The 23,952-nt window shown below is 68.8% G+C and carries 20 protein-coding genes and 4 pseudogenes; 15 read left to right on the top strand and 9 right to left on the bottom strand.

Annotated features, from left to right (window positions below; all coding sequences use genetic code 11):
* Positions 1 to 5: 5 nt before the first annotated feature.
* The 3 genes from AB0383_RS18285 to AB0383_RS18275 are packed head-to-tail and all read right to left on the bottom strand — an operon-like array spanning position 6 to position 3,958.
* Complete coding sequence (locus AB0383_RS18285) at positions 6 to 920, bottom strand: carbohydrate ABC transporter permease (RefSeq protein WP_366187951.1); 915 nt, start codon at positions 918 to 920, stop codon at positions 6 to 8.
* A 9-nt stretch (positions 921 to 929) separates the two neighbouring features.
* Positions 930 to 1,898, bottom strand: a complete 969-nt coding sequence (locus AB0383_RS18280; protein WP_364180668.1) for a sugar ABC transporter permease — start codon at positions 1,896 to 1,898, stop codon at positions 930 to 932.
* A 56-nt stretch (positions 1,899 to 1,954) separates the two neighbouring features.
* The gene (locus AB0383_RS18275; protein ID WP_366187950.1) at positions 1,955 to 3,958 is read right to left on the bottom strand and encodes a fibronectin type III domain-containing protein; all 2,004 of its coding nucleotides are present in this window, start codon (positions 3,956 to 3,958) and stop codon (positions 1,955 to 1,957) included.
* Between the two features lie 573 nt (positions 3,959 to 4,531).
* On the opposite strand from AB0383_RS18275, the gene AB0383_RS18270 reads away from it, so the two are divergent.
* From AB0383_RS18270 to AB0383_RS18250, 5 genes are all read left to right on the top strand, one after another.
* Positions 4,532 to 5,662, top strand: coding sequence for an AAA family ATPase (locus tag AB0383_RS18270; RefSeq protein ID WP_364180664.1), 1,131 nt, complete (start codon positions 4,532 to 4,534; stop codon positions 5,660 to 5,662).
* Between the two features lie 275 nt (positions 5,663 to 5,937).
* Entirely contained in the window at positions 5,938 to 6,543 is a 606-nt protein-coding gene (locus tag AB0383_RS18265; RefSeq protein ID WP_364180882.1) for a LysE family transporter, read from the top strand.
* Between the two features lie 63 nt (positions 6,544 to 6,606).
* A complete protein-coding gene (locus tag AB0383_RS18260; protein ID WP_366187949.1) occupies positions 6,607 to 8,358 on the top strand; it encodes a sugar-binding domain-containing protein in 1,752 nt (583 codons plus the stop codon).
* Positions 8,359 to 8,444: 86 nt separating this feature from the next.
* Positions 8,445 to 8,843, top strand: a complete 399-nt coding sequence (locus tag AB0383_RS18255; RefSeq protein WP_364180661.1) for a carboxymuconolactone decarboxylase family protein — start codon at positions 8,445 to 8,447, stop codon at positions 8,841 to 8,843.
* The gene (locus AB0383_RS18250) at positions 8,840 to 9,532 is read left to right on the top strand and encodes an epimerase (RefSeq protein ID WP_366187948.1); all 693 of its coding nucleotides are present in this window, start codon (positions 8,840 to 8,842) and stop codon (positions 9,530 to 9,532) included. Before AB0383_RS18255 ends, AB0383_RS18250 begins: the two co-directional genes overlap by 4 nt.
* On the opposite strand, the gene AB0383_RS18245 is transcribed toward AB0383_RS18250, so the two are convergent.
* The 4 genes and pseudogenes from AB0383_RS18245 to AB0383_RS18230 all read right to left on the bottom strand — a co-directional run bounded on the left by AB0383_RS18245 (position 9,480) and on the right by AB0383_RS18230 (position 11,976).
* On the bottom strand, positions 9,480 to 10,151 hold the full coding sequence (locus tag AB0383_RS18245) for a TetR family transcriptional regulator (protein WP_364180657.1): 672 nt from the start codon (positions 10,149 to 10,151) through the stop codon (positions 9,480 to 9,482). The genes AB0383_RS18250 and AB0383_RS18245 overlap by 53 nt on opposite strands.
* 533 nt (positions 10,152 to 10,684) lie before the next feature.
* Positions 10,685 to 11,077: pseudogene (locus AB0383_RS18240) on the bottom strand (PGPGW domain-containing protein); the annotation flags it as partial.
* A 138-nt stretch (positions 11,078 to 11,215) separates the two neighbouring features.
* Positions 11,216 to 11,641: an SRPBCC domain-containing protein gene (locus AB0383_RS18235; protein ID WP_364180655.1), complete on the bottom strand. Its 426-nt coding sequence runs from the start codon at positions 11,639 to 11,641 to the stop codon at positions 11,216 to 11,218.
* Positions 11,638 to 11,976, bottom strand: a complete 339-nt coding sequence (locus AB0383_RS18230; protein WP_364180653.1) for a metalloregulator ArsR/SmtB family transcription factor — start codon at positions 11,974 to 11,976, stop codon at positions 11,638 to 11,640. Before AB0383_RS18230 ends, AB0383_RS18235 begins: the two co-directional genes overlap by 4 nt.
* Before the next feature lie 165 nt (positions 11,977 to 12,141).
* Here AB0383_RS18230 and AB0383_RS18225 point away from each other — a divergent pair, with 165 nt between their 5' ends.
* Together AB0383_RS18225 and AB0383_RS18220 are read left to right on the top strand one after the other, a co-directional pair.
* Positions 12,142 to 12,498: a YciI family protein gene (locus AB0383_RS18225; RefSeq protein ID WP_364180651.1), complete on the top strand. Its 357-nt coding sequence runs from the start codon at positions 12,142 to 12,144 to the stop codon at positions 12,496 to 12,498.
* A complete protein-coding gene (locus tag AB0383_RS18220) occupies positions 12,495 to 13,727 on the top strand; it encodes an RNA polymerase sigma factor (protein ID WP_366188075.1) in 1,233 nt (410 codons plus the stop codon). The genes AB0383_RS18225 and AB0383_RS18220 overlap by 4 nt, the downstream gene beginning before the upstream one ends.
* Positions 13,728 to 13,774: 47 nt before the next feature.
* Here AB0383_RS18220 and AB0383_RS18215 read toward each other — a convergent pair whose 3' ends face one another.
* Both AB0383_RS18215 and AB0383_RS18210 read right to left on the bottom strand, forming a co-directional pair.
* Positions 13,775 to 14,383, bottom strand: a complete 609-nt coding sequence (locus AB0383_RS18215; protein ID WP_364180649.1) for an FMN reductase — start codon at positions 14,381 to 14,383, stop codon at positions 13,775 to 13,777.
* A 28-nt stretch (positions 14,384 to 14,411) separates the two neighbouring features.
* On the bottom strand, positions 14,412 to 15,527 hold the full coding sequence (locus tag AB0383_RS18210) for an LLM class flavin-dependent oxidoreductase (protein ID WP_364180647.1): 1,116 nt from the start codon (positions 15,525 to 15,527) through the stop codon (positions 14,412 to 14,414).
* 304 nt (positions 15,528 to 15,831) lie between these two features.
* Here AB0383_RS18210 and AB0383_RS18205 point away from each other — a divergent pair, with 304 nt between their 5' ends.
* From AB0383_RS18205 to AB0383_RS18170, 8 genes and pseudogenes are all read left to right on the top strand, one after another.
* Positions 15,832 to 17,883: a DNA topoisomerase IV subunit B gene (locus AB0383_RS18205; protein WP_366187947.1), complete on the top strand. Its 2,052-nt coding sequence runs from the start codon at positions 15,832 to 15,834 to the stop codon at positions 17,881 to 17,883.
* Between the two features lie 29 nt (positions 17,884 to 17,912).
* A pseudogene (locus AB0383_RS18200) lies at positions 17,913 to 18,320 on the top strand (DNA gyrase subunit A); the annotation flags it as partial.
* Between the two features lie 12 nt (positions 18,321 to 18,332).
* Positions 18,333 to 18,971, top strand: a pseudogene (locus tag AB0383_RS18195) (LAGLIDADG family homing endonuclease); the annotation flags it as partial.
* A gap of 348 nt (positions 18,972 to 19,319) precedes the next feature.
* Positions 19,320 to 21,398, top strand: a pseudogene (locus tag AB0383_RS18190) (DNA gyrase subunit A); the annotation flags it as partial.
* Positions 21,399 to 21,500: 102 nt separating this feature from the next.
* A complete protein-coding gene (locus AB0383_RS18185; protein ID WP_364180645.1) occupies positions 21,501 to 21,845 on the top strand; it encodes a helix-turn-helix transcriptional regulator in 345 nt (114 codons plus the stop codon).
* A gap of 45 nt (positions 21,846 to 21,890) precedes the next feature.
* On the top strand, positions 21,891 to 22,295 hold the full coding sequence (locus tag AB0383_RS18180) for a hypothetical protein (protein WP_366187946.1): 405 nt from the start codon (positions 21,891 to 21,893) through the stop codon (positions 22,293 to 22,295).
* The gene (locus AB0383_RS18175) at positions 22,253 to 22,756 is read left to right on the top strand and encodes a hypothetical protein (protein WP_366187945.1); all 504 of its coding nucleotides are present in this window, start codon (positions 22,253 to 22,255) and stop codon (positions 22,754 to 22,756) included. The genes AB0383_RS18180 and AB0383_RS18175 overlap by 43 nt, the downstream gene beginning before the upstream one ends.
* Before the next feature lie 52 nt (positions 22,757 to 22,808).
* Positions 22,809 to 23,831, top strand: coding sequence for a PepSY-associated TM helix domain-containing protein (locus AB0383_RS18170; protein WP_366188074.1), 1,023 nt, complete (start codon positions 22,809 to 22,811; stop codon positions 23,829 to 23,831).
* The last annotated feature ends 121 nt before the right edge of the window (positions 23,832 to 23,952 follow it).

The raw sequence follows: 23,952 nt of genomic DNA, 5'->3' as shown, positions 1-23,952 counted from the left end.
TTCTCTCACTTGAGCCCGGTGAACCCGATGGAGTTCACGATCCGCCTGCCGAACACCATGAACACGAGCAGCATCGGCAGCGCGGCGATGATGGTCGCGGCCATCAGGCCCGACCAGTCGAGCGCCTCCTGCGGCGACGACTGCTTGAACACCGCCAGCGCCAGCGTCAGCGGGCTCGTGGACGTGTCGGAGGAAACGAGCAGCGGCCAGAAGTAGTCGTTCCAGGTGTTGATGAAGGTCAGCAATGCGAGCGTCGCGATCGGTGCCGAGCACATCGGGAGCACGATCCGGAAGCACACGCGCAAGGGTCCGGCGCCGTCGATGATCGCGGCTTCCTCGATCTCCGTGGAGAGCCCGAGCATGAACTGGCGCAGGAAGAAGATGTTGAACGCCGAGAAGAACGCGTTGGGCAGCACCAGGCCGGCGAACGTGTTGAGCAGGCCGAGGTCCTTCACCAGCACGAAGTTCGGCAGCAGCGTGAGCACCTGCGGCACCATCAGCGCCGTGAGCAGGATGGAGAACACGGTGTTGCGCCCGCGCCAGTGCAGCCGCGCGAACGCGTAGGCCGCGATGGCGGAGAAGAACACCGTGCACACGGTGAGCAAGGCCGCGTAGATGATCGAGTTGCGCAGCGCCAGCGTCAGGCCGAGCGACGCGCCGGAACCGCCCTGCGCCGCGGCTTCGGCCGGCGACGCGAGCCCGAGGGCACGCTTGAACGCGCCGAAGGTGAAGTCGACCGGGAAGAACGACGACGGGTCGGTGGAGAGTGAGTAGTTGTTGGACAGCGCGGTGCGCAGCATCCAGTAGAACGGGAAGATCGTGATCAGCAGGATCACCACGACGTAGGCCCAGGCGAGGATCCGGCCTGCGAACACGGGCTTGCGTGTGCGGGCGGGTGCCGGTCGAGTCAGCGTAACCATGTCCCTGCCCTAGTTCGTGTCGGATTCGTTGGCGCGCGCCATGCGCAGCTGCGTGAACGTGATGGCTATCAGGAGGACGAACAACGCCAGCGACATCGTGGCCGCGTAGCCGAAGTCGAACTGGCGGAACGCCTTGTTGTAGATGTACATCTGCAGCACGTTGGACGCGTTCTCCGGCCCGCCCTGCGTGGTCACGGCCACGATGTCGAAGATCTGGAACGAGCTGATCACCGTGAGGATCACGACCATCACGAGGATCGGGCGCAGCAGCGGGATCGTGAGGCGGCGGAACATCTGCACCTCGCTCGCGCCGTCGATGCGGCCGGCCTCGTAGATCGTGGCCGGGATCGTCTGCAAGCCCGCGAAGATCAGCACCGCGTTGTAGCCCATGGACTTCCACACGTTGATCGCCGCCAGCGTCGGCACGGCCCAGCCGCCGGAGCCGAGGAACAGCACGGGCTGGCCGAAGATCTTGGTGAGCAGCACGTTGAGGATGCCGAGGCTCGGGTCGAGCATCAGCGACCAGGTGAGCGCCGTGACCACGCCGGAGATCAGGAACGGCAGGATCATCAGGCCGCGCACGGTCGTGGACGCCGCGAGCCGGTGCAGGATCACGGCGGTCAGCAGCGACACGAGCATGCCCAGGACCACCGACAGCACCACGAAGTAGATCGTGACGAGCAGCGACTTCCAGAACACACCGTCGGCGATGAGCTCGGTGAAGTTGTCGAGCCCGATCCACTTCGGCGCGGACAGCACGTGGAACTCGGTGAAGCTCAGGTAGATGCCGCGGATGGTCGGGTAGGCGAAGAACACGCCGAACCCGAGGATGGCCGGCAGCACGAGCAGCCACGCGATCTTGGCGTCGTGCCGGTGCGCGGCCGCACCGGCGGGCCGTCGTTTGCGGGGTCTGTCCACACGGGACGCCGCAGTGGCGCCTCGCACGGGAAGGCTGTTGTTGTGCGTGGTCACCACCACGGCATCTCCTCACTCGTGTCCGTGAGTGGCGGCTCTCGCCGCCACTCACGGGGTTGTCAGACGGTCAGTTGGTCCACGTCGAACACGCTGTCGCTCGGGTTGCCGAAGATGACCTGGTTGTTGCCGGCCATCAGGTAGATCGGCACCGTGATCGTGCGCGCGGTGTTCCAGTCGTTGTCGTTCGTGCCCGGCGCAGGCAGCCGGAACGAGCTGCCGTTGACCGTGACCACGGCCGAGCGGCTGGTGTCACCGTCGACGTAACCGAGCTTCACCAGGTACGTGCCTTCGGCGGCGACCTTGATGTTGTTCATGGTCAGCAGACCGCTGCCGCCGATGTAGCCGACCTTCTTGCCACCGGAGCAGGCGCAGTCGTACACCGTCGCGCCGCCGCCGGGGCTGCCGTTCTCCGCCTCGTAGACGACCGGGCCGGAAGCCGCGGGCGTCACGTAGGACACCGCGGTGCTCGCGGCGGAGCTGCGGCCGAGGCGATCGTGGGCCACCACTGTGAAGGTGTACGACGTCGAGGGCTTGAGGCCGTTGACGGTCGTGCTGGTGCCGGTGGCGGAAGCGACCTTGTGGCCGCCGGCGAACACGTCGTAGCCGGTCACCGGGGCGAGCTTGCCCGCCGATGCGTCCCAGGCCAGCGAGACGCTGGTCGGGGTCGAGGCGGTGCCGTGGACCACGGCGGGGGCGGAGACCTGCACCGGGTTGACCGGGGTCAGGCGCAGCAGCTTCGAGCCGTGGACGGGCAGGGTCGCGGTGAAGGAACCGTTGGACAGACCCAGTTCCTGGTGGCTCCAGAGGTCACGGGCCTTGGCCGCGCCGGTGAGGCCGAAGTCGCCGAAGTTCGCGGTGACCGACGTCGGGGCGGAGCCGAGGTTGAACAGCGCGACCGTGTAGCTGCCGTCGGCGTTGCGGGCGTACCAGACCTGCTGGTCGCTCTGCTGGCTCACGGGCTTGGCCGGCACACCGGCCTGGTCCACGGCGATGACCTCGTCGTTGGTGAGCAGCTTGGTGCCGTAGTCGTCGAGCTGCGTGAGGTCGTCACCGAGGTAGAGCGGCGCGGCTTCGATGGCCCACAGCGTCATGTAGCTCTGGCGCTCGGCCTCGGTGATGCCGTCCATCTTGCCGCTGCCGACGTCGAGGGAGTCGAGGTTGTTCCAGTGGCCCGGGCCGGCGTCGGGGATGTACTGCACGACGTCGTTCCAGCGGCCCTTCACCGAGTTGTTCCAGGTGACGAGGGTGTCGCAGTAGCACTCGACGTCGGTGTCGATGCGCCAGCCGTTGGAGTTGGCCTTCCAGGTGTCGATCTGGTTGTGCGACAACGACCACGACAACACGAACTGCATGGGCCGGCCGGTCTTCTTCAGCGCGGCGGACCAGGCCTTCACGTCCGGGGTGTTGTCGTGCGCCGCGTCGCCCTTGAACGAACCCGGGCCGACGCCGTCGAGCTTGAGGAAGTCGACGCCCCAGCCGGCGAGCACGTCGGCCTCCGACTGGATGTAGGCCTGGGCGCAGGGGCTGGCGAAGTTGATCTGGTACGACTGGTTGTCCCAGCCGCTCGTCTGGCGCAGGTCGGGGTAGACGAGGTCGCGCGTGTGGCAGTCGGTGGTGCCGAAGATCGGCGAGTTGCCGTCGTTGTAGGCCTTGAGGTCCAGGCCGACCGCGAGGTAGGAGCCGAGCTTGAGGCCCTTCTTGTGCACGTAGTCGGCGACGTAGGCCATGCCGTCGGGGAACTTCTTCGCGTCGACGACCGGGCGGCCGTACTGGTCGAAGGAGCCCACCCAGCCGGCGTCGATGTTCACGTACTCGTAGCCGTGCTGCTTGAACTTCGCCGCCAGGATGTCGGCTTGCTGCAGCACGTGCGCTTCGTTGAGCCAGCTGCCGCCGCCGGTCGGGTTCACGCCGGGGTAGTTCGTGGACTCGAGACTCCAGCTGCTCCAGCCCATGTACGGCTTCTGGGCGATCTGGGTGCTGGTGCTGCTCTGGGCCGGGCTGTTCTGGGTGGGAGCCGCCGGTGCGGCCGTGGCGGGGATCTGGATCGCCGAAAGCGTCAGCATCGAGGCGGCGATCCCGGTGAGTACGGCGAACTTCCGTCTCCCGGTTCTGCCCGATGTTGGCCTGACAACCATGACCACTCCTTTGAGGTCGGACCTTGGCACCGGACGGCCCGCGCGCCGCCCGGCGTTCCTGCTGACTTCAGCCACTTCGGGGGTGGGCTTCAGTCGCTGTGCGCGCCCAGACATCGGAGGTCCTGGCGCGGAAAGTCACTCGTTGACGGCGTTCTTCGCGAAGCACTCCCGGGTGTGCGACGGTGACAGATCGCCGTCCCGTGTCCCGGGACCACGACCTTTCGCCCCGCTGCCACCACCGACACCTCTTTCGGACCGAAGATCCTATAGGATATGTGAAACGAGATTCTCACCTCGCGCTTCGGCGGTGTCAACGAGGTCGCGGACAAAGATCTGACGAATAGGGCTCGGAGTCCAGTGGCCGCGAACACGGACAGAATTAATTTGACAACTGACGGTGAGAGCTGCAGGTGAGAGCACCCGGGGTCGGGAGCTTCGTAGTCACGATCGTTATCTGTCGGTGCGGCCGGATAGCGTCGGCCGCGTGCTGAAACCCTTGCCGTGGAGAACTACCGGTCGTTGCGTGATCTGGTGCTGCCCCTGTCGGAGCTGACCGTGGTGACCGGCGCCAACGGGAGCGGGAAGTCGAGCCTCTACCGCGCCCTGCGCCTGCTGGCCGACGCCGCGCACAACGGCGCCGTCGCCGCGCTGGCCCGCGAAGGCGGCCTGCCCTCCACGCTGTGGGCGGGCCCGGAGGCGATCGGGCGCGCGGTCCGTTCCGGGCGCTCTCCCGTGCAGGGCACGCGCCGCACCCAGCCGGTCGGCCTGCGGCTGGGGTTCTCGGGTGACGAGTTCGGCTACGCGCTGGACCTGGGCCTGCCGATCCCGGGTACCTCGATGTTCTCCCTCGACCCGGAGTTCAAGCGCGAGTGCGTGTGGTCCGGCCCCGTTTTTTCTCCGCGTACCCTGCTCGCCGACCGCGCGGGCCCCACCCTGCGCGTCCGCGACACGAGCGGCGCCTGGCCTTCCGAACCGCAGTCCATCGGGCTGACGGACAGCATGCTGAGCTCCTTCCCCGCCCCGGAGCTCCTCCTGCTGCGCGAACGCATCCGCGCGTGGCGCTTCTACGACCACTTCCGCACCGACGCCACCGCCCCGGCCCGCGAATCCCGCATCGGCACCCGCACCCCCGTCCTCGACCACGACGGCGCCGACCTCGCAGCGGCGTTGCGGACGATCCAGGAATCGGGTGATGCCGACGCGTTGGCGTCCGCCGTTCAGGACGCCTTTCCGCGGGCCACGGTCGAGATCACGTCGGCCGATGGCCGGTTCGAGCTGCGGTTTCAGCAGCACGGGCTGCTTCGGCCGCTCACCGCGGCCGAGCTTTCGGATGGGACGTTGCGGTATCTGCTCTGGGTCGCCGCGTTGTTGAGCCCGCGGCCGCCGGAGTTGCTGGTGCTGAACGAACCCGAGACGAGCCTGCACCCGGAGCTGCTGCCGGCGTTGGCGGCGTTGATCACCCGGGCGGCCCGCCGGACGCAGCTGGTGGTGGTATCGCACTCGCAACCGCTGGTCCGGGCATTGGAATCGACGGGCGCGGCTTTGCTGGAATTGGAAAAGGACTTCGGGGCGACTGTCCTTTCCGGACAGGGGAGGCTGGATCGGCCTTCGTGGCACTGGCCGAAACGGTGAGCTCGCCGGCCACCCAGCCGCGAAAACCCACCCGGGCAACGATCTCCGACCGGCGCAGGACCCAGCGCCACTCTCGGTGCCGCGTCCTTTGCGGACTCGGCAGGCGCCGGTGCTGTCGTGGCCCTGCGCGGTGAAAATCGGTTGCCCACCGACCCGTCCGCGGTCAGGCTTCCGGACATGACCACGACCACCACACCGCACCGCACGCCGATCGCCCCTGCCCGGGTGCGGCGTGGGCAGCAGTGCGAGCCACGGGGGCGTGGTCGGGCGCGGTCGTGACGGCGGCGGTGGTCGCCGGGGCGCTCGCGGGGTACGGGATCGCCGTGCCGGTGGGAGCGGTCGGGGCGGTGCTGGTGGGGCTGGCGGCGCGGACGTCGCCGCGGGTCGCCGCGGCGGCGGCGCTCGGAGTGGCCAGTGCGGATGGTGTCTACGCCGTCGTCGCGGTGAGCGGTGGGGCGGCGCTCGCGCCGGTACTGGCGCCGGTCGCGGGGCCGTTGCGGTGGGCGTCCGTGGTGGTGCTCGTGGCGCTCGCGACGCACACCGCGGTGGGCGGGTGGCGGAGGTACCGCGCCGGCGCAACGCCCGAAGCCGAGGCCGCGCCGCCGGGACCAGCGCGCGCGTACGTGAGTTTCCTCGGCCTCACTTTGCTGAATCCGGCAACGATCGTGTACTTCACGGCCCTCGTGGTCGGCGGTACAGCGACGGGCACGGTGTTCGCGCTGGCCGCGTTCGTCGCGTCGGCGAGTTGGCAGCTGCTGCTCGCGGGCGGCGGGGTGTTGCTGGGCCGCGTACTCGCCGGGCGTCGCGGGCGGTTGGGGACCGCGCTGGCATCGAGCGTCGTGATCGTCGTGCTGGCCATCCGGCTGGTCGTGCCGTACTGAGCGATTTACATCCGCGCCGGCAGCCGGTAGAGATGATCATCAAGTGAACCGGAGGTTCCGACGATGGTGCGTCCTGCCGTAGTGCTCGCGGTGCTGCTGTTCGGACTTTCCGGCGTGACCCCGGTCGCGCAGCCGCAGTGGCACCGGCAGACGCCACCGTTGAGTACACCGTGGACGGACGCCGTCTCCCCCACCAACGCGTTGCCGGAGTACCCGCGCCCGCAGCTGACGCGCGACGAATGGCAGAACCTCAACGGAGTCTGGGAGTTCGAGACCGGGACCCCCGGACCACCCTTCGGACGGCAGCTGCCGGAACGGATCCTCGTCCCCTACCCCGTCGAATCGGCGCTGTCCGGCATCATGCGCCACGAGACTCGCATGTGGTACCGCCGCACCTTCGACGTCCCGGAATCCTGGCGCTCCCAACGAATCCTGCTGCACTTCCAGGCCGTCGACCACGACACCGCCGTCTACGTCAACGGCCGCGAAGTCACCCACCACACCGGCGGCTACGACTCCTTCACCGCCGACATCACTGACACCCTGACCACCGGCCCCCAGGAACTCGTCGTCGGCGTCACGGACGCGACCGGCAATGGGCAGCCGCTCGGCAAACAACGCGCGCCAGGCGCCGGAGTCTTCTACACCGCGTCGTCCGGAATCTGGCAGACGGTCTGGCTGGAACCGGTGGCGCCCGTGCACATCACGCGCGTGGACACCACTTCGAACACCACAACCGGCGAGGCCACCCTCACCGTCCAAGGCGCCGACGGCACCCCCTTCCGAGCCACCGCCTCCGACCACGGCCACGTCGTCGCCCGAGCCGAGGGCACCGCCGGCCACCCCACCACGATCACCCTCCCCCACCCCCACCTGTGGTCGCCCGGCGACCCGTTCCTCTACGACCTCCGCGTCACATTGTCCACAGGAGACACCGTCGGCTCCTACTTCGGCCTGCGCTCCATCACGGTCGAAAACCACCGCATCCTCTTCAACGGCAAGCGGTTCGTCCAGCTCGGTCCGCTCGACCAGGGCTTCTGGCCCGACGGCCTCTACACCGCCCCCACCGACGCCGCCCTGGAATTCGATCTACAACAGGAAAAGGCCCTCGGCTTCACCATGGTCCGCAAGCACCTCAAGGTCGAACCCGACCGCTGGTACTACCACGCCGACCGCCTCGGCCTCCTCGTCTGGCAGGACATGCCGGCGATGACGGAGAACGTCACCCCGACACCTCAGGCCCGCGCGAACTTCGAGGCCGAGCTGCACCGCGTGATCGACCAGCACCGCTCGTTCCCCTCCATCGTCACGTGGGTCCCCTTCAACGAGGGCTGGGGCGACTTCGACGTCGCCCGCGTCGCCGACGAGGTCGCCGCCTGGGACACCACGCGCCTGGTCGACGCCGAATCCGGCGTCAACTGCTGCCGCTCCCAGCCAGACACCGGCCACGGCGACCTCCTCGACGACCACACCTACCCCGGCCCCGGCACCCCACCGCCGGACCCGCTCCGCGCCACCGTCGACGGCGAATACGGCGGCCTGGGCCTCAAAGTCCACGGCCACGAGTTCGACCCGTCAGGCAGCTTCGCCTACGAGCTGGAACCCGACAGCGCAACTCTGACCAGGCGTTACGTCGAGCTCCAGCACCAGCTCGCCACCGAGGTCCGCCGCGGCCTCTCCGCCGCCGTCTACACGCAGCTCACCGACGTCGAGAAGGAAGTCAACGGCTTCCTCACCTACGACCGCCGCGTCCGCAAGCTCGACTTCGCGGTGGCCCGTCGGGCGAACCTCGCCGTGCGATCCGCCGCGACTTGACCCCCGATCGGCCCGCACACCAGCGATCCGGTGCGGGGAAGGCCGTTCGGCGGCCTTCCCCGCACCGGATCCCATACGGTCGGAGCATGACCGAAGAAGAGCGTTACGCACTCGGCCTCGAGACCATGAACGCCGTGAACGAAGGCAGCGCCCAGAAGGTGCTGGACGGGCTGGGCGACATCGCGCCCGACCTGGCGCGGCAGATCGTGTCGTGGGGGTTCGGGGAGATCTACTCGCGGCCGGCGCTCGGGCCGCGCGACCGGCAGCTGCTGACGATCGGCATGCTGACCGCGATGGGCGGGTGCGAGCCGCAGCTGGAGCTGCACATCGGGACGGCGCTGAACGTCGGCCTGACGCCCGCGGAGATCGTCGAGGCGCTGCTGCAGTCGGCGGGGTACTGCGGGTTCCCCAAGGCGCTCAACGCGACCGCCGTGGCGAAGAAGGTCTTCGGCGAGCGCGGACTGCTGCCGGTGGGTGAAGCGTGAAGGTCGTCCTGTTCGGGGCGACCGGGATGGTCGGCCAGGGCGCGCTGCGGGAGTGCCTGCTGGACGGTCGCGTGGAGCGAGTGCTGACCGTCGGACGGACAGCGACCGGCGACCGGCACTCGAAGCTGACCGAGCTGGTGCCCGACGATCTCGGCGACCTGAGCCCGCACGCCGAGCAGCTCGCGGAATATGACGCGTGCTTCTTCTGCCTCGGGGTCTCGTCGGCCGGGATGCCGGCGCAGGAGTACGAGCGGATCACCTACGCTCTCACCCTTTCCGTCGCCCGCACCTACGCGCAAGCGCGGCCGAACGCGACCTTCCTCTACGTCTCGGGCGCCGGCACCGACAGCACGGAACGCGGCCGCGTGCGGTGGGCGCGGGTGAAGGGCGCCACGGAGAACGCCCTGGCCCGGCTGCCGCTCGACGCGTACGCGTTCCGGCCCGGCTTCATCCAGCCACAGCACGGCATCACGTCGAAAACGCCGCTGTATCGCGGGATCTACCGCGTCACGACGCCGCTTTTCCCGTTGCTCCAACGGTTTCCGGCGGTGTTCATCACGACCGAGGTGCTCGGGCGCGCGATGATCTCGGTCGCGGCCGACGGCTACCCCCGGCGGATCCTGGAGTCACGCGACCTCAACGACGTCGGGCGACGAGACCGGCCAGGAGGTTCGCCAGGCCCTCGGTGAGGTTCTCCGCGAACAGGTCGGCGCCGGGGGCCACGCCCATTTCCGCGCTGGCCGTGGCGACCGCCTCGGTCGGGTTGGCGTAGGGCCACAGGCCGGCGACGATCACGAACACCGCGCCCGCGAAGTGCGCGGCGCCGGTGTGTGAGAGTTCCGGGACTTCGTCGCGCACCAACCCGGCCAGCCGGTCGATGTTGGCGGCCGCGCGGTGTTTGAAGCTGCGCGCGGTGTCCACGGAGATGTTGCGTTCCAGCACCGACGCCATGGAGCTGACCAGCTCGCACAGCAGCCGGTCTTCCTGCAGCGTGCGGGCGATCGTCGCGGCCACGCGTTCCTCGCGCACGAAGCCGGGGCCATCGACCGACACGACGGTGAGCGCCCGCGCGGCGACGTCCAGCCACCGCCGCCACACCTCGTCGAGCACCTCGAGGAAGATCGCTTCGCGGCTGTCGAAGTAGCGCAGCACGTTGGACTTCGCGAGGCCGACGCGATCGCTCAGCTCACGCAGGCTGATGTCGGCGACCGGCCGTTCGCGCAGCATCGCCGTGGCCGTCGCGAGGATCGTGGCGCGCCGGGCCTCGACCTGCTCGGGGCGGCGGGCGCGCTGGAAACCGGTGCTCACGGGCCCGAGGTTAGCAGCCCAGCAGTCTGTTAACCCGCCGAGATGGCCCGCGGGCAGACGCTGAAGAACCACCGGCCTCTTGAGCCGAACGCTGTGGACCATGTCCCACGGACCCGCGGACGTCCGGCTTCCCGAACGCCCGCGAGCCCGGGTCAGGAGATGACGAGGCTGGCGATCTTGCCGTCGCGCAGGTCGATCGTCATCGTGCCGGTGCCGTTGAAGCGGTTGCTCTTCACGCCGAGCGTAAGGACGTAGTTGTCCTCGCCCTTGCCAGGCTTGATGCCCTTCACGGTGAAGTTCGCCCCGACCCCGATGTTGTCGGTTTCGTTCCAGCTCAGCACGCCTTCATGGCCGTGGAACTTGCGTCCCCAGTCCTCGAGGAACGCGTCGGAGGTGAAGGCGTCGACGAAGCTCTTGGCGTCGGCCTTGTTGGTGGCGTCCACGAACTGCTGGATCGCGGCCGGCACCTGCGGGGAGTCCGAAGTGGTCATACCCGGATTCTGCCCGGCGGGCAACGCGAGCGCCTCCCCCTCACGGGACTTGACCCGTCGGTAGCTCCAGATGAGCAGGGCGAACAGGATGACGCCGGAGAGGATGATGCTCGACCCGGTGCTCCAGCCGCTGAACGGCAGCCAGTCGAGGGTGCCCCATACGATGCCGGCGGCGAAGAGCGCCAGGCCGGCGAGCACGGAACCCGCGATCCGCAGCGGCGAGGCCACGCTGTCCTCGGCGGCCTTCATCGCCCGCGTGCGCACCGGGTCGACGAACCGTTCCAGCGCCGGGAACTGCGAGGTCAGCACCACCAGTCCCGCGAGCACCAGCAGCAATCCGGGTCCCGGCAGCACCAGCAACGCGATCCCGACGAGGACCAGCACGCCGCCCACCACCGCGGCGATCGCCTGCTTCACCGGTTTGCCGAGTTCCACGCGGCCCCCTCCTGTCCGTTTCAGCCAGTGTGCCTGGCTCACGGACCGGGCGCCCGGAGAAACTCCGGATCACCCCGGGATCGGCGCACACGTCCGAAGTGGACCGACCGCAAAACCGGCTGCGGTCCCGAACCGGTATCAGGCCTGCGCGCCGAGGTGCGCGCCGAGTTTGTCGAGCCAGTCACCCGTGCCCTGCTCGCGCCACGCCGGCTCCTCGTGTCCGTCGAGGAACGTGCCCTGTTCGGTGAGCACCAACCGCGTGCCGGCGCCGTCCGGGACCAGCTCCACTGTGGTGACCGACACCGTGGCGAGGCCGGCCGGACCGCTGAGCGCCCCGGCGTAGACGATCCGCTCGCCGTCGACGATGTCGTGGTACTCGGCCGTGAACGAGAGGTCTCCGGCACTGTTGGTCTCGCGGCCGCCGACCCGGAAGTCCAGCGAGTGCTCACCGGCACCGAACCAGCTCGCCTTCGCGGCCGGATCCGCCCATGCGGCGAACACGCGCGCGGGCGGCGCGGGGTAACGGCGTTCGAGAGTGAACGTGGAATGTTTGACGTCGGTCATGACGTGTTCCCTTCCTGTCGGTCGGTGGTCAGAAAGCCACCGAGACGGTCGAGCCGGTGTTCCCAGCCGGTGCGCTGCTCGCCCAGCCACTGCTCGGCCAGGCGCAGGCCCGCCGGCTCCAGCCGGTACGTGCGCACACGACCGGCCTTCTCCGAGGCCACCAGCCCGCACGACTCGAGCACCCGCAGGTGCTGCATCACGGCAGGCAGCGACATCGCAAACGGTTGCGCCAGCTCCTTCACCGCGGCGGGTCCGGTGACCAGCCGCGCCACGAGCTCGCGCCGGGTCCCGTCGGCGAGTGCCTGGAACACCCGGTCGAGCTGATGGTCAACCATGTGCTTAATCATGCGCTCGCTGCGCCCAATAGTCAAGTAGATGCTTAACTAAAAACTTCGGCCGGTCGTGTCGGTCCGCGCCGGCTCCGGTGGTCGCAGTGACGAACCGCCTCGACCGAACGCCCTCGGCGCGGTAGGAAATCACCCGAGAGAAGGGGCCAACCGATGCGCTACATGATGTTGATCTGCGGACGGAGCCACGACGAATCCCGGCCGCTGCCCGACGACCCCATGGACCCCGCCACCGAAGCGTGGGTGAAGGAGATGGACGAACGTGGCGTCCGGGTGACCGGCAACCGGTTGCGGCCGGTGAGCATGGCGACCACCGTGCGCGTCGAAAACGGCGAGGTGCTGCTGTCCGACGGGCCGTTCGCCGAGACGAAGGAGCAGATCCTCGGCTTCGACCTGCTGGAATGCGAAGATCTCGACGAAGCCGTCGAGGTCGCGTCGAAGCACCCGGCCGCGCGGTTCGGGCCGATCGAGGTCCGGCCGCTCTGGCTCTGGCCCGGAGAAACGCCCTGAGCGCCGAAGCCGCCGTCACGGCTGCCTTCCGCGAGGAGGGCGGCCGGGTGGTGGCCACGCTCATCCGGCTCACGGGCGACTGGGACCTGGCCGAGGAGTGCGTGCAGGAGGCGATGGCGCGGGCGCTGGAACGTTGGCCGCGCGACGGCGTGCCGGCCAAGCCGGCGGCGTGGCTCACCACCACCGCGCGCAACCACGCCCTGACCCGCCTCAAGCGCAGCGCGACCGAAGCCGCGAAGCTACGTGAAGTCGCCGCGCTGGCGCCGACCGAGGAACCCGAAGCCGACCCCAGCGGCGTGCGGGACGACCGGCTGCGGCTGATGTTCACCTGCTGCCACCCGGCGTTGCCGCTCGACGGCCGCGTCGCGCTCACGCTGCGGACGCTCGCCGGCCTGACGACGGCGGAGATCGCGCGCGCGTTCCTCGTGAGCGAGCAGGCGATGTCGCAACGGCTCGTGCGTACGAAACGCAAGATCCGCGAAGCCGGCATCCCCTACCGCGTGCCGCCCGCGCACCTGCTGCCGGAACGCACGGCGGCCGTACTCGGAGTGCTGTACCTGCTGTTCAACGAGGGTTACGCCGCGACCGCCGGCGACGCGCCCGCACGCCACGACCTCTGCGTCGAGGCCATCCGGCTCACCCGGACGCTGCTGACGCTCATGCCCGACGAGCCCGAGATCGAAGGCTTGCTGGCGTTGCTGCTGCTCCAGCACTCCCGCCGCGGCGCGCGGCTCGACGACGACGGCGAACTCGTGACGCTGGAAGAGCAAGACCGCGCTCGGTGGGACGCGGCGGCGATCGACGAAGGCCTCGCCCTCGTGGACACGGCGCTGCACCGCGGCTCGCCCGGCCCGTACCAGCTCCAGGCGGCAATCGCGGCCTGCCACGCGGCCGCGCCCGCCGCTTCGGACACGGACTGGCCGCAGATCGCCGCGCTGTACGGGGAACTCGCGAAGCGCGTGCCGTCGCCGGTCGTGCAGCTCAACCGCGCGGTGGCAGTCGCGATGGCCGATGGCCCGGCCGCCGGCCTGGCGCTCGTCGACGCGATGGCGGGCGACCTCGACGACTACCACCTGCTGCCCGCCACGCGCGCCGACCTGCTACGCCGCCTCGGCCGTCGCGAGGAAGCCGCGGACGCGTACCGCGCGGCGCTCGCGTTGGCCGGCAACGAAGCCGACCGCCGCTTCCTGCGCCGCCGCCTGAGCGAAATCTCCCCCGAAACGCCGTGAAGGGCACCTTGGGGGAGTCCTCCAAGGTGCCCTTCACGGACCGTCGGCTAAAAGCCCTCGCCGGCCAGCAGCTGCTCGAACGGCAACGACGTCAGCTCGTCCGAAGCCTTCGCCTCGGGAGCGGCCGAGACCGCCGCCGCCAGCTCGCCCGCCGCACGCTCGACGCGCCGCTGCAGCGAGCCGGTCGCGCTCGCGCTGCCCCAGTCCGACGAAGCCGCATACACGCCTGTCGCGACGGGAATCGCGCGCAGGTAAGCGAAGAGCGGCCGCAACGCGAAGTCCAGCACGAGCGAATGCCGTTCCGTACCACCGGTCGCGGCGATCAGCACCGGCTTGCCTTCGAGCGCTTCCTTGTCCAGGACGTCGAAGAAGGACTTGAACATCCCGCTGTACGAAGCGGTGAAGACCGGCGTCACGGCGATGAGACCGTCGGCGTGCGTCACCGTGTCGATGACTTCCTTCAGCTTCGGGCTGGGGAAACCGGTGAGCAGGTTGTTGGTGACGTCCACGGCGGTGTCACGAAGCTCGATCACCTCGACCACGGTGTCGGGGCCCAGTGCGGTGCGCGTCGCGTCCGCCAGCCGGTCGGCCAGCAGCCGCGTGGACGACGGCTGGCTCAGCCCGGCGGTGACCACGGCGATGGTGCGTGCGGTCATTTCTGCCTTCTTCTTTCCGAAACGAGGTTCAGACGCGGGTTTCTGCAGCAGGCTCTTCGGCGGTTTCTTCAGCGTCGCGCGCGGCCTTGAGCGACTCGTGGGTCGGCGCGTCGGGCACGTGCGCCGGGCGCATCGACTCGAGCTCCTTGCGCAGCACCGGCACCACCTGCTCGCCGAGCAGGTCGAGCTGCTCCAGCACGGTCTTCAGCGGCAGCCCGGCGTGGTCCATGAGGAACAGCTGGCGCTGGTAGTCGCCGAAGCTCTCGCGGAAGGTCAGCGTCTTGTCGATGACCTCCTGCGGGCTGCCGACGGTCAGCGGCGTCTGCGACGTGAAGTCCTCCATCGAGGGGCCGTGCCCGTACACCGGCGCGTTGTCGAAGTACGGCCGGAACTCGTTCCACGCGTCCTGCGACTTCGGCCGGATGAAGGCCTGCCCGCCGAGTCCGACGATGGCCTGGTCGGCCTTGCCGTGGCCGTAGTGCTCGTAACGCTGGCGGTAGAAGCCGATCAGCTGCTGGTAGTGCGAGGTCGGCCAGAAGATGTGGTTGGCGAAGAAGCCGTCTCCGTAGTACGCGGCCAGCTCGGCGATCTCCGGGCTGCGAATGGACCCGTGCCACACGAACGGGGGCACGTCGTCCAGCGGGCGCGGGGTGGAGGTGAAGCCCTGCAGCGGGGTGCGGAACTTGCCTTCCCAGTCCACGACCTCTTCGCGCCACAGGCGGCGCAGCAGGGCGTAGTTCTCGATCGTGAGCGGGATGCCCTGGCGGATGTCCTGCCCGAACCACGGGTACACGGGGCCGGTGTTGCCGCGGCCCAGCATGAGGTCCACGCGACCGTCGGCCAGGTGCTGCAGCATCGCGAAGTCCTCGGCGATCTTCACCGGGTCGCTGGTGGTGATCAGCGTCGTGGACGTCGACAGCGTGATCGTCTTCGTCTGCGCGGCGATGTAGCCCAGCATCGTCGTGGGCGACGAGGGGACGAACGGTGGGTTGTGGTGCTCACCGGTCGCGAACACGTCGAGGCCGACCTCTTCGGCCTTGAGGGCGATCCGGACCATCGCCTTGATGCGCTCGTGCTCCGAGGGCGTGGTGCCGTTGGTGGGGTCGGTCGTGACGTCGCCCACCGAGAAGATTCCGAACTGCATGACCGCTCCTCAGCCGGGTAGTTCGTGGTGCTGCTTCCTTGCCTGCACAACTGCTCGCGCGAAAGAAGTATTCCACAGTGACAATGCGGGTGACCCGGCGCACTCCCCCGCCGGTACCCCTGGCCCACGGGACTCTCGCCACACCGGGGCCCGAGCGCGCGGAAGCTGTCGGGGTGTGCGGATATCCTGCAGTACGGTGTCGGCTCGGGGCCTGCCCGGGACGCCACCGTCCGCAGGCACCCAGCCTGCCTCAACCAGCCTGAACAACGCCGTACAGCGAGCCAAGATCCGGGAGAGCGACCTCGTGACTGCTGAGACTCTGTACGGGGCCGACGACCTCACGCACCTCGAGGGCCTCGAAGCCGTCCGCAAGCGCCCCGGGATGTACATCGGCTCCACCGACAGCCGTGGCATCAACCACTTGTTCTCGGAGATCATCGACAACTCCACCGACGAGGGTGTGGCGGGCCACGCCACCCGCGTCGTCGTCACCCTCCACGCCGACGGCAGCGTGCAGGTCGACGACGACGGGCGCGGCATCCCCACCGGCGTCCACGCCAAATCGGGCCTTTCCGGCGTCGAGCTCGTGCTCACGCGGCTGCACGCCGGCGGCAAGTTCGGCGGTTCGGGGTACAAGACGTCGGGCGGTCTCCACGGCGTGGGCGCCTCGGCGGTCAACGCGTTGTCGCACCGCTTCGACGTCACGGTGAAGCAGGACGGCAAGGTGCACCAGATGTCGTTCGCGCACGGGGTGCCCGGCACGTTCGACGCGCCCGGCCCGAAAGCGAAGTTCACGCGGCATTCCGGCCTGAACCTCGTCGGCAAGATGAAGCGCGGCGAGCGCAGCGGCACGTCGATCCGGTACTGGTACGACACGCGCTACTTCGAGACGGGCGCGTCGCTCGACGTCGAGGGCGTGCGCGCGAAGCTGCGCAACACGGCGTTCCTGGTGCCCGGCGTCACGTACGTGCTGCGCACCGCCATCGAGGACACCATCACCGAGGAGACCTTCCACTACCCCCACGGGCTGGTGGACATGGTCGACTTCCTCACCCCGTCGGGCGAAAAGCCGGTGTGCGGCACCCTCGTGATCACCGGCGAGGGCACCTACAAGGAGAACGCCGCCGACGCCAACGGCGTGATGCAGTCCAATGTGGAGCGCCACGCCGAGGTGGAGGTCGCGCTGCGCTGGGGCACCGGCTACGAGCGCACGGTGGAGTGCTTCACCAACACGATCCGCAACGTGCACGGCGGCACGCACCGGCGTGGTTTCGACCGCGCCGTCACGCGCGCGCTGCAGGACGCGATCGGCAAGACCCGCGGGCTGCTCAAGCCCAAGGAGGACCCGCCGACGCTCGAAGACGTGCTCGAAGGCATGACCGCCGTGATCCACGTGCGCCTGCCGGAGCCGCAGTTCACCTCGCAGACCAAGGACGAGCTGTCCACGGCCGGCATCACGCGCGTGATCCAGGGCATCGTCGACAAGCACGTGAAGGCGTGGGTCGACGACCGCAGGACCAAGTCCGAGGCGAAGGTCGTGCTGCAGAAGGTGGTCGACGCCGCGCGCGTGCGGCTCACTCAGAAGCAGCAGAAAGACGCCGCGCGACGCAAGACCGCGCTCGAAGGCGCGGCGATGCCGCCGAAGCTCGTCGATTGCCGCACCACCGGTGTCGCGCGCAGCGAACTGTTCCTCGTCGAGGGCGACAGCGCTTTGGGTTCGGCCCGCATGGCGCGCGTGTCGGAGTACCAGGCGCTGCTGCCGCTGCGGGGCAAGATCCTGAACGTGCAGAAGGCCTCGCTGGGCGACACGCTGAAGAACGCCGAGATCGCGTCGATCGTGCAGGTGCTCGGCGCGGGCACCGGCCGCACGTTCGACCTCACGACGATGCGCTACGGCCGCGTGATCCTGATGGCCGACGCCGACGTCGACGGCTCGCACATCCGCACACTGCTGATCACGCTGTTCGCGAAGTACATGCGCCCCGTGATCGAAGACGGCCGGCTGTACGCGGCGATGCCGCCGTTGCACAAGCTCGTGACGAAGGGCCGCAACCCGGAGACGCACTTCACCTTCACGCAGCGCGAGATGGAGACGAAGTTCGCGGAGCTGGAGAAGGCGGGCAAGATCATCGTCACGCCGGTGCCGCGGTTCAAGGGCCTCGGCGAGATGGACGCCGACGAGCTGTGGGAAACCACCATGAACCCCTCCACGCGCTCCGTCCGCCGCATCACCATGGACGACGCCGAAGCCGCCGAAAGCGCGCTCGAACTGCTGATGGGCGAAAAGGTCGAGCCCCGGCGCAACTGGCTCGTCGCCTCCTCCGACCGCGTCGACCGCGACGCCATCGACGTCTGAGTTTTCCTTAGCTACCAAGGAGTTCTACCGTGGCACGCCGCAAGGGCACCACCACCAAGGTCGATCCCAGCGCGTTCGACTCCGCCGGGGCCAACGTCTTCGACAACTCGCTCAAGACGGAGATCGAAGACTCGTACCTGGAGTACGCGTACTCGGTCATCCACTCGCGCGCGCTGCCTGATGCGCGGGACGGGTTGAAGCCGGTGCACCGGCGGATCTTGTTCTCGATGAACGAGAACGGCTACCGCCCGACTCATGCTTACGTGAAGTCGTCGCGCGTGGTCGGCGACGTCATGGGCAAGTACCATCCACACGGTGACGTGGCGATTTACGACGCCATGGTGCGGCTGGCACAGGACTTCTCGCTCAACGTGCCGCTGATCGACGGGCATGGCAACTTCGGTTCACCGGACGACGGCCCGGCCGCAAGCCGCTACTGTCTCACCGGCGACACTCGGGTCCGGCTGGCCGATGGGTCCAGCCCGCGTATCGGCGACCTGGTGAACCTGCCCGCCGACTCCGAGGCCGACGCCGACTTCGAGGTACTCGACAAGGACGGCAAGGCGGTCCGGGTCGACAAGGTCTTCAACTCCGGAGAGCACCCCACCGTCCGGATCACGACAAAGTCTGGGTTCTCGCTGCAGGGCAGCGAAAACCACCCCGTGCTGTGCCTCGAAGCACCCATGGGCGTTCCGATGTTCCAGTGGCGCCAGCTCGACGAGGTCAAGCGCGGCACGGTCGTGTGTCTGGCTCGCAACGCGTGGACGCAGGTCGTTCCGACCGCCGATGAGCACATCACCGCCGAGTTAGCCTCCGCTGATGCCGAGTTCGTGCCCGAGTCGGTCTGGGCCGGCGGTCCCGGCGTCAAACGAGCATTCCTGATGGCCCTGTTCGAGCGCGGTGGGGAATGCCGACAGGCCGGTGGCGCGTACACGGTCGAATACCCGACCCGCAGCGAGCAGCTCGCATCGGAGATTCAGGAACTGCTGGCCGAGTTCGGTGTCATCGCCACGCACGAACGCGGCAACGTCGGTTCGGTCGAGCACCGGCTGGTCGTGTCCGGTCCGCGCGAGATCCAGGCGTTCGCCGAACGAATCGGCTTCCCGAAGACCAAGCACGCCGACCTGCAGGGCCTACTGGAGCAGTTCGGTCGGCACGCGCACCAGCTCAGTGACGACCGGGTGCCGTTCGTCGCGGACTACGTCGGTGGCGATGTCGACTTCGATCGCATGGAGCGCTGGGAGACCGAGCGGCTCCGGATCATCGACCGGATCAAGGACACAGAGGTCCTCTCCACGATCCTGCCGATCATGGACTCGGGTTACCGCTTCGAGGAGATCACCGAAGTCGAGGCCTGTGATCCGGCCGAGGTCTACTCGGTTCGAGTGGTCACGGAGGATCACTCGTTCCTCGCCGGTGGCTTCGTCAACCACAACACCGAAGCACGCATGTCGCCCGAGGCGATGCAGCTCGTCGGCGAACTCGGTGAAGACACCGTCGACTTCCGGCCCAACTACGACGGTTCCCTCGAAGAGCCGTCGGTGCTGCCCGCGGCGTTCCCGAACCTGCTGGTCAACGGCACGTCCGGCATCGCGGTCGGCATGGCGACCAACATGATCCCGCACAACCTCGGCGAGGTCATCGCGGCGGCGCGGTGGCTGATCACGCACCCGACGGCGACGCTCGACAAGCTGATGGAGTTCGTGCCCGGCCCCGACCTGCCGACGGGCGGCAAGCTGCTCGGCCTGGACGAGGTGCGCCGCGCGTACGAGACGGGTCGCGGCGTGGTGCGGATGCGCGCGAACGTCGAGACCGGGCCGCTGGAAGGCAGCCGCGGGCGGCAGGCGATCACGGTCGTCGAGCTGCCCTACGGGGTGGGCCCGGAGAAGGTGATCGAGAAGATCACCGACGAGGTCAACAAGTCCAAGCGGCTCATCGGCATCGCCGACGTCAAGGACCTCACCGACCGCGAGAACGGCACGCGGCTGGTGATCGAGTGCAAGGTCGGCGTGAACCCGCAGGCACTGTTGGCGGACCTGTACCGGCTGACGCCGCTGGAGCAGTCGTTCGGCATCAACAACCTGGTGCTCGTCGACGGTCAGCCGCAGACGCTCGGGCTCAAGGAGCTGCTGGAGGTCTTCCTCCGCCACCGCTACGACGTGGTCACGCGGCGCACCAAGTTCCGCCGCCGCAAGCGCGAAGAGCGGCTGCACCTCGTCGACGGCCTGCTGATCGCGCTGCTGAACATCGACAAGGTCATCAAGCTCATCCGCGAGAGCGAGAACGCGCAGGCGGCCAAGGACGGCCTGATGACGCGCTTCAAGCTCTCGGAGATCCAGGCCACCTACATCCTGGACACACCGCTGCGCCGCCTGACCAAGTACGACCGGCTGGAGCTGGAGTCGGAGCAGGAGCGGCTGCGCGAGGAGATCGCCGAGCTGACGACGATCCTCGACGACGAGTCGGTGCTGAAGAAGCTCGTGTCGACGGAGCTGGCGAAGATCGCGAAGGACTTCCCGACGGAGCGGCGCACCGCGCTGATCGACGGTGACCTCAAGGAGGTGCTGGCGGCGTCGAAGCCGTCCGGGCCGCTGGAGGTCACCGACGACCCGTGCCAGGTCATCCTGTCGGCCACCGGCCTTGTCGCCCGCACGGCGGCGGAGTCGGAGGAGTCCTCCGAGGTCAGGCGACGCAACGGCCGAGTGAAGCACGACGCCGTGTCCGCCATCGTGCACACGACCGCGCGCGGGCAGGTGCTGCTGGTGACCAGCCGCGGGCGCGCGTTCAAGACGGACGTGCTGCCGTTGCCGGTGCTCCCCGAGCAGGCCGGCACGGTCTCCCTGCGCGGCGGCATGGCGGCGCGCGAGCTGGTGCCGTTGGAGAAGGGCGAGACGGTGGTCGGTGTCGCCCCGCTGGGCGAGCAGGCGACGGGTTCGCCGGGCCTGGCGATCGGCACGCGCGCCGGCGTGGTGAAGGTGGTCGCGCCGGAGTGGCCGGTGCGGTCCGACGAGTTCGAGATCATCACGCTCAAGGCAGGCGACGAGATCGTCGGCGCCACCTGGCTCACCGATGGTGAGGAAACGCTGGCGTTCATGTCGTCCGAAGCGTCGCTGCTGCGCTTCGCCGCGTCCCTGGTGCGGCCGCAGGGCCTGAAGGGCGGCGGCATGGCCGGCATCAACTTGGGCGCCGGCGCTTCGGTGGTCTTCTTCGGCGCCGTCCGCACCGATGACGACGACCACGGCGAGCCCATGGTCGTCACGGCCACGGGCCAGTCGGTGAAGGTCACGCCGTTCAGCGAGTACCCCGCGAAGGGCCGCGCCACGGGCGGCGTGCGTGCCCACCGCTTCCTCAAGGGCGAGGATTCGGTGGCCGTCGCCTGGATCGGTCCGCGCCCCGCTGCCGCGGCCCGCAACGGCGACCCCGTGGAGCTGCCCGAGGTCGACCTCCGCCGCGACGGCTCCGGCCACGCCCACCCCGGCCCGGACGTCGTGGGCCACACCATCGAGCGAGACTGAGTTCTCTTCCGGCGGGGCACTTGCCAGGTGGCGGGTGCCCCGCTTTTTCGTGTCTCTCGATCGTGCGATGCGTTATATATCGCCCTACGATACATTGGAGTCATGGCCACTCCGCGCAGCATGTCCGAACAGGCGTTTTTCATCCTCACCGCACTCGTCGACGCCCCTCTCCACGGGTACGGCATCGTCGGCGAGGTGAAGACTCTGTCTTCCGACCGCCTCACCCTGCGCGTGGGCACCCTGTACGGCGCCCTCGACCGGCTGACCACCGAGGGCCTCGTGGAACCCGACCACGACGAGGTCATCAACGGCCGACTGCGGCGGTACTACCGGCTGACTCCCGACGGGCGGACCACTCTGGCCCTGGAGGCCGAACGACAGGCGGCGAACGCCCGGGTGGCGCACCGACGGTTGGGGCTGGGTCTCGCCGGGGAGGGGTCCTCGTGAACGGCGCCGAACCGGAACCGAGGAACACAGCAAGGAGGTGACGACGTGAAGCCCCTGGAACTCAAGTATCGCCGGCTCACGCGGGTGTTGCCGGCGCACTACCGGCGGGCATGGGAGGACGACATGGTCTCCACGTTCCTCGAAACCACGACCACACACTCCGAGGATTCTGAATTCGAGCTGGACTACGGACGGCCGGACGCCAGGGAGACAGCGAGCGTCCTCGCGCTGGCGGTGCGGCTGCGGTTGAGCGACGAGGGGCCGACCCGCTATGCGCTCGCCGGAGAAGTCGTCCGGCGGCTGGCCTTGGCGGGCGTGGCGTTCCAAGCCGCGTCGGCGCTGATCACCGGGGTTCTCCGGCTCACGTGGCCGCCGCCGCTGGTGCGGGAGGCCCGACGGTGGCCCTTGTGGCGGAGCTGTTGTGGTTGCCCGCGTTGGCCGCGCTGCTGACTGGACGGAGGAAACTCGCCGCGGCGCTCACCCTGGCGGCGACCATCGGCACATTTCTGACCCTTCCCGGCCATTGGGGCCAGCTCGTGCTGCAAGTCGCGACACTGGCGGCGATCGCCGGATATCCCAAGCCCGTGACCGTCCACACACGACAGTGGCTGGCTGCCACCGGGATCACCGCCGTCGTGGCGTTTGCCGTGCAGTGGCTGGGAATCGTGGACGAAGTCGCGGTGGCCGGGGTTCTGACGATCGCCGTCGGGCTCGTGCTGCTGACCATCGCACGGCCGGCAGCACGCGAGACCTGGCTGGCCGCGGCGACCATCGTCATGATCGCCGTGCTTGCTACCGTGCCAAGCCTCGTCGGACACCTCGTCCCGATCGCATGGGGAGTGATCGGAGCCCTCGCCATCACCGCCGCCGCACTGGCCATCCGAACAAGGCGGACCCACAAAACCACCTGAGCATCACACCCCGAACTCACCTCGACCCTTTACGTGAGAGTTAAGCAAGGCGATCCTGCTGTACCGCGGCGAGTACTTCCGCGCGACGCACAGCGACTTCTACCACCAGACGCCCACCGAGCACCCGATCAGCCTCCAGCAGGCGCGCGACCTCGTAACTACCGCACACCCGAAGTTCTCCCCCGCGTGGGTGAGCAACGACGGCGGCGTGATCGCGGTCGGTGACCCGGACTTCGCCGAGGCGTACGCCGTCGACCCCGGGACCGGGCACATCAACGGGAGCACCCGGCTCGAGAGCGGGGTGATGGGGTTCCTCGCGAACCTCCACGACTGCGGCCTGACGTGCGACGGCTATCCGGGCTACGTGTCGTGGCTCGCGAAACCCGTGCCGACCATCGGGTTCGCCTGGCCGCCCGGCACGAACTGGGGGCTGCTGCTCGTGGTCGTGCTCTGGCTGTTGATGGTGCTGCTCGCGATCACCGGCATCGTCGTGTGGTGGCCCGACTTCCGGCGCTTCTCACACGGCTTCCGCGTGCGCACGGGCAAAGGCCGCTTCGCGCGTGACTACGACCTGCACACCGTGATCGGCATCGTCGCGGTGCCGTTCGTGCTGATGTGGGGCGTCACCGGCGCCGCCTTCTACCTGCCGCCGGTCAAGGACGCGTGGCTGGCGGTCACCGGCGGGACGGCCGCCGACCCGCAGAAGTACTCGTTCACCGCCAACGCAGCCGCGCCCGGCACCCGGGAGATCGGCATCGACCGGGCGGCCGCGGCGGCGCTGGCCGAAACCCCCGGCGAAATCAGGTACCTCACCACGCCGCAGGACGGCTACTACAGCGTCTCCATAGCCAGTGAGGGCTACCAGCCCTACGGCGCTCGCGCGTTCTTCGGTGGCGACCACACGGTGTACGTCGACAGCCACGACGCCACCCACGTGTCCGATGTGGACGCCAAACCCGAGGCGGGCGCGAACTCGTTCTACGACAAGGTCTTCGAGCCCGCCCACTTCGCTGGCTCGTCGGCGGCTGGTGGCGGACCGTCTGGTTCGTCCTCGGCCTCGCGCCGTTGGCGTTGATGCTCACGGGGATCTCGACCTGGCTGTTCCGCTCCGGCTCCAAACGACGCCGTCGCAAAGCCCGGGCACAACGGGAAACACCGCACGAAACACCGGCGAACACAGAACCACGCCAGGCGAC

The sequence above is a fragment of the Amycolatopsis sp. NPDC051373 genome, assembly GCF_040689465.1.
In the GTDB taxonomy this organism is placed as follows: domain Bacteria; phylum Actinomycetota; class Actinomycetes; order Mycobacteriales; family Pseudonocardiaceae; genus Amycolatopsis.
The sequence above is the reverse complement of the archived record's forward strand: the minus strand, read 5'-3'. Positions and strand labels throughout refer to the sequence as shown.

Excerpts from the sequence above, each read along its gene's own strand:
- AB0383_RS18185 (WP_364180645.1), top strand. The coding sequence starts at position 21,501 with ATGGCCACTCCGCGCAGCATGTCCGAACAGGCGTTTTTCATCCTCACC.
- AB0383_RS18230 (WP_364180653.1), bottom strand. The coding sequence starts at position 11,976 with ATGGTTGACCATCAGCTCGACCGGGTGTTCCAGGCACTCGCCGACGGG.
- AB0383_RS18285 (WP_366187951.1), bottom strand. The coding sequence starts at position 920 with ATGGTTACGCTGACTCGACCGGCACCCGCCCGCACACGCAAGCCCGTG.
- AB0383_RS18235 (WP_364180655.1), bottom strand. The coding sequence starts at position 11,641 with ATGACCGACGTCAAACATTCCACGTTCACTCTCGAACGCCGTTACCCC.
- AB0383_RS18275 (WP_366187950.1), bottom strand. The coding sequence starts at position 3,958 with ATGCTGACGCTTTCGGCGATCCAGATCCCCGCCACGGCCGCACCGGCG.
- AB0383_RS18210 (WP_364180647.1), bottom strand. The coding sequence starts at position 15,527 with ATGCAGTTCGGAATCTTCTCGGTGGGCGACGTCACGACCGACCCCACC.
- AB0383_RS18215 (WP_364180649.1), bottom strand. The coding sequence starts at position 14,383 with ATGACCGCACGCACCATCGCCGTGGTCACCGCCGGGCTGAGCCAGCCG.
- AB0383_RS18260 (WP_366187949.1), top strand. The coding sequence starts at position 6,607 with ATGGTGCGTCCTGCCGTAGTGCTCGCGGTGCTGCTGTTCGGACTTTCC.
- AB0383_RS18255 (WP_364180661.1), top strand. The coding sequence starts at position 8,445 with ATGACCGAAGAAGAGCGTTACGCACTCGGCCTCGAGACCATGAACGCC.
- AB0383_RS18225 (WP_364180651.1), top strand. The coding sequence starts at position 12,142 with ATGCGCTACATGATGTTGATCTGCGGACGGAGCCACGACGAATCCCGG.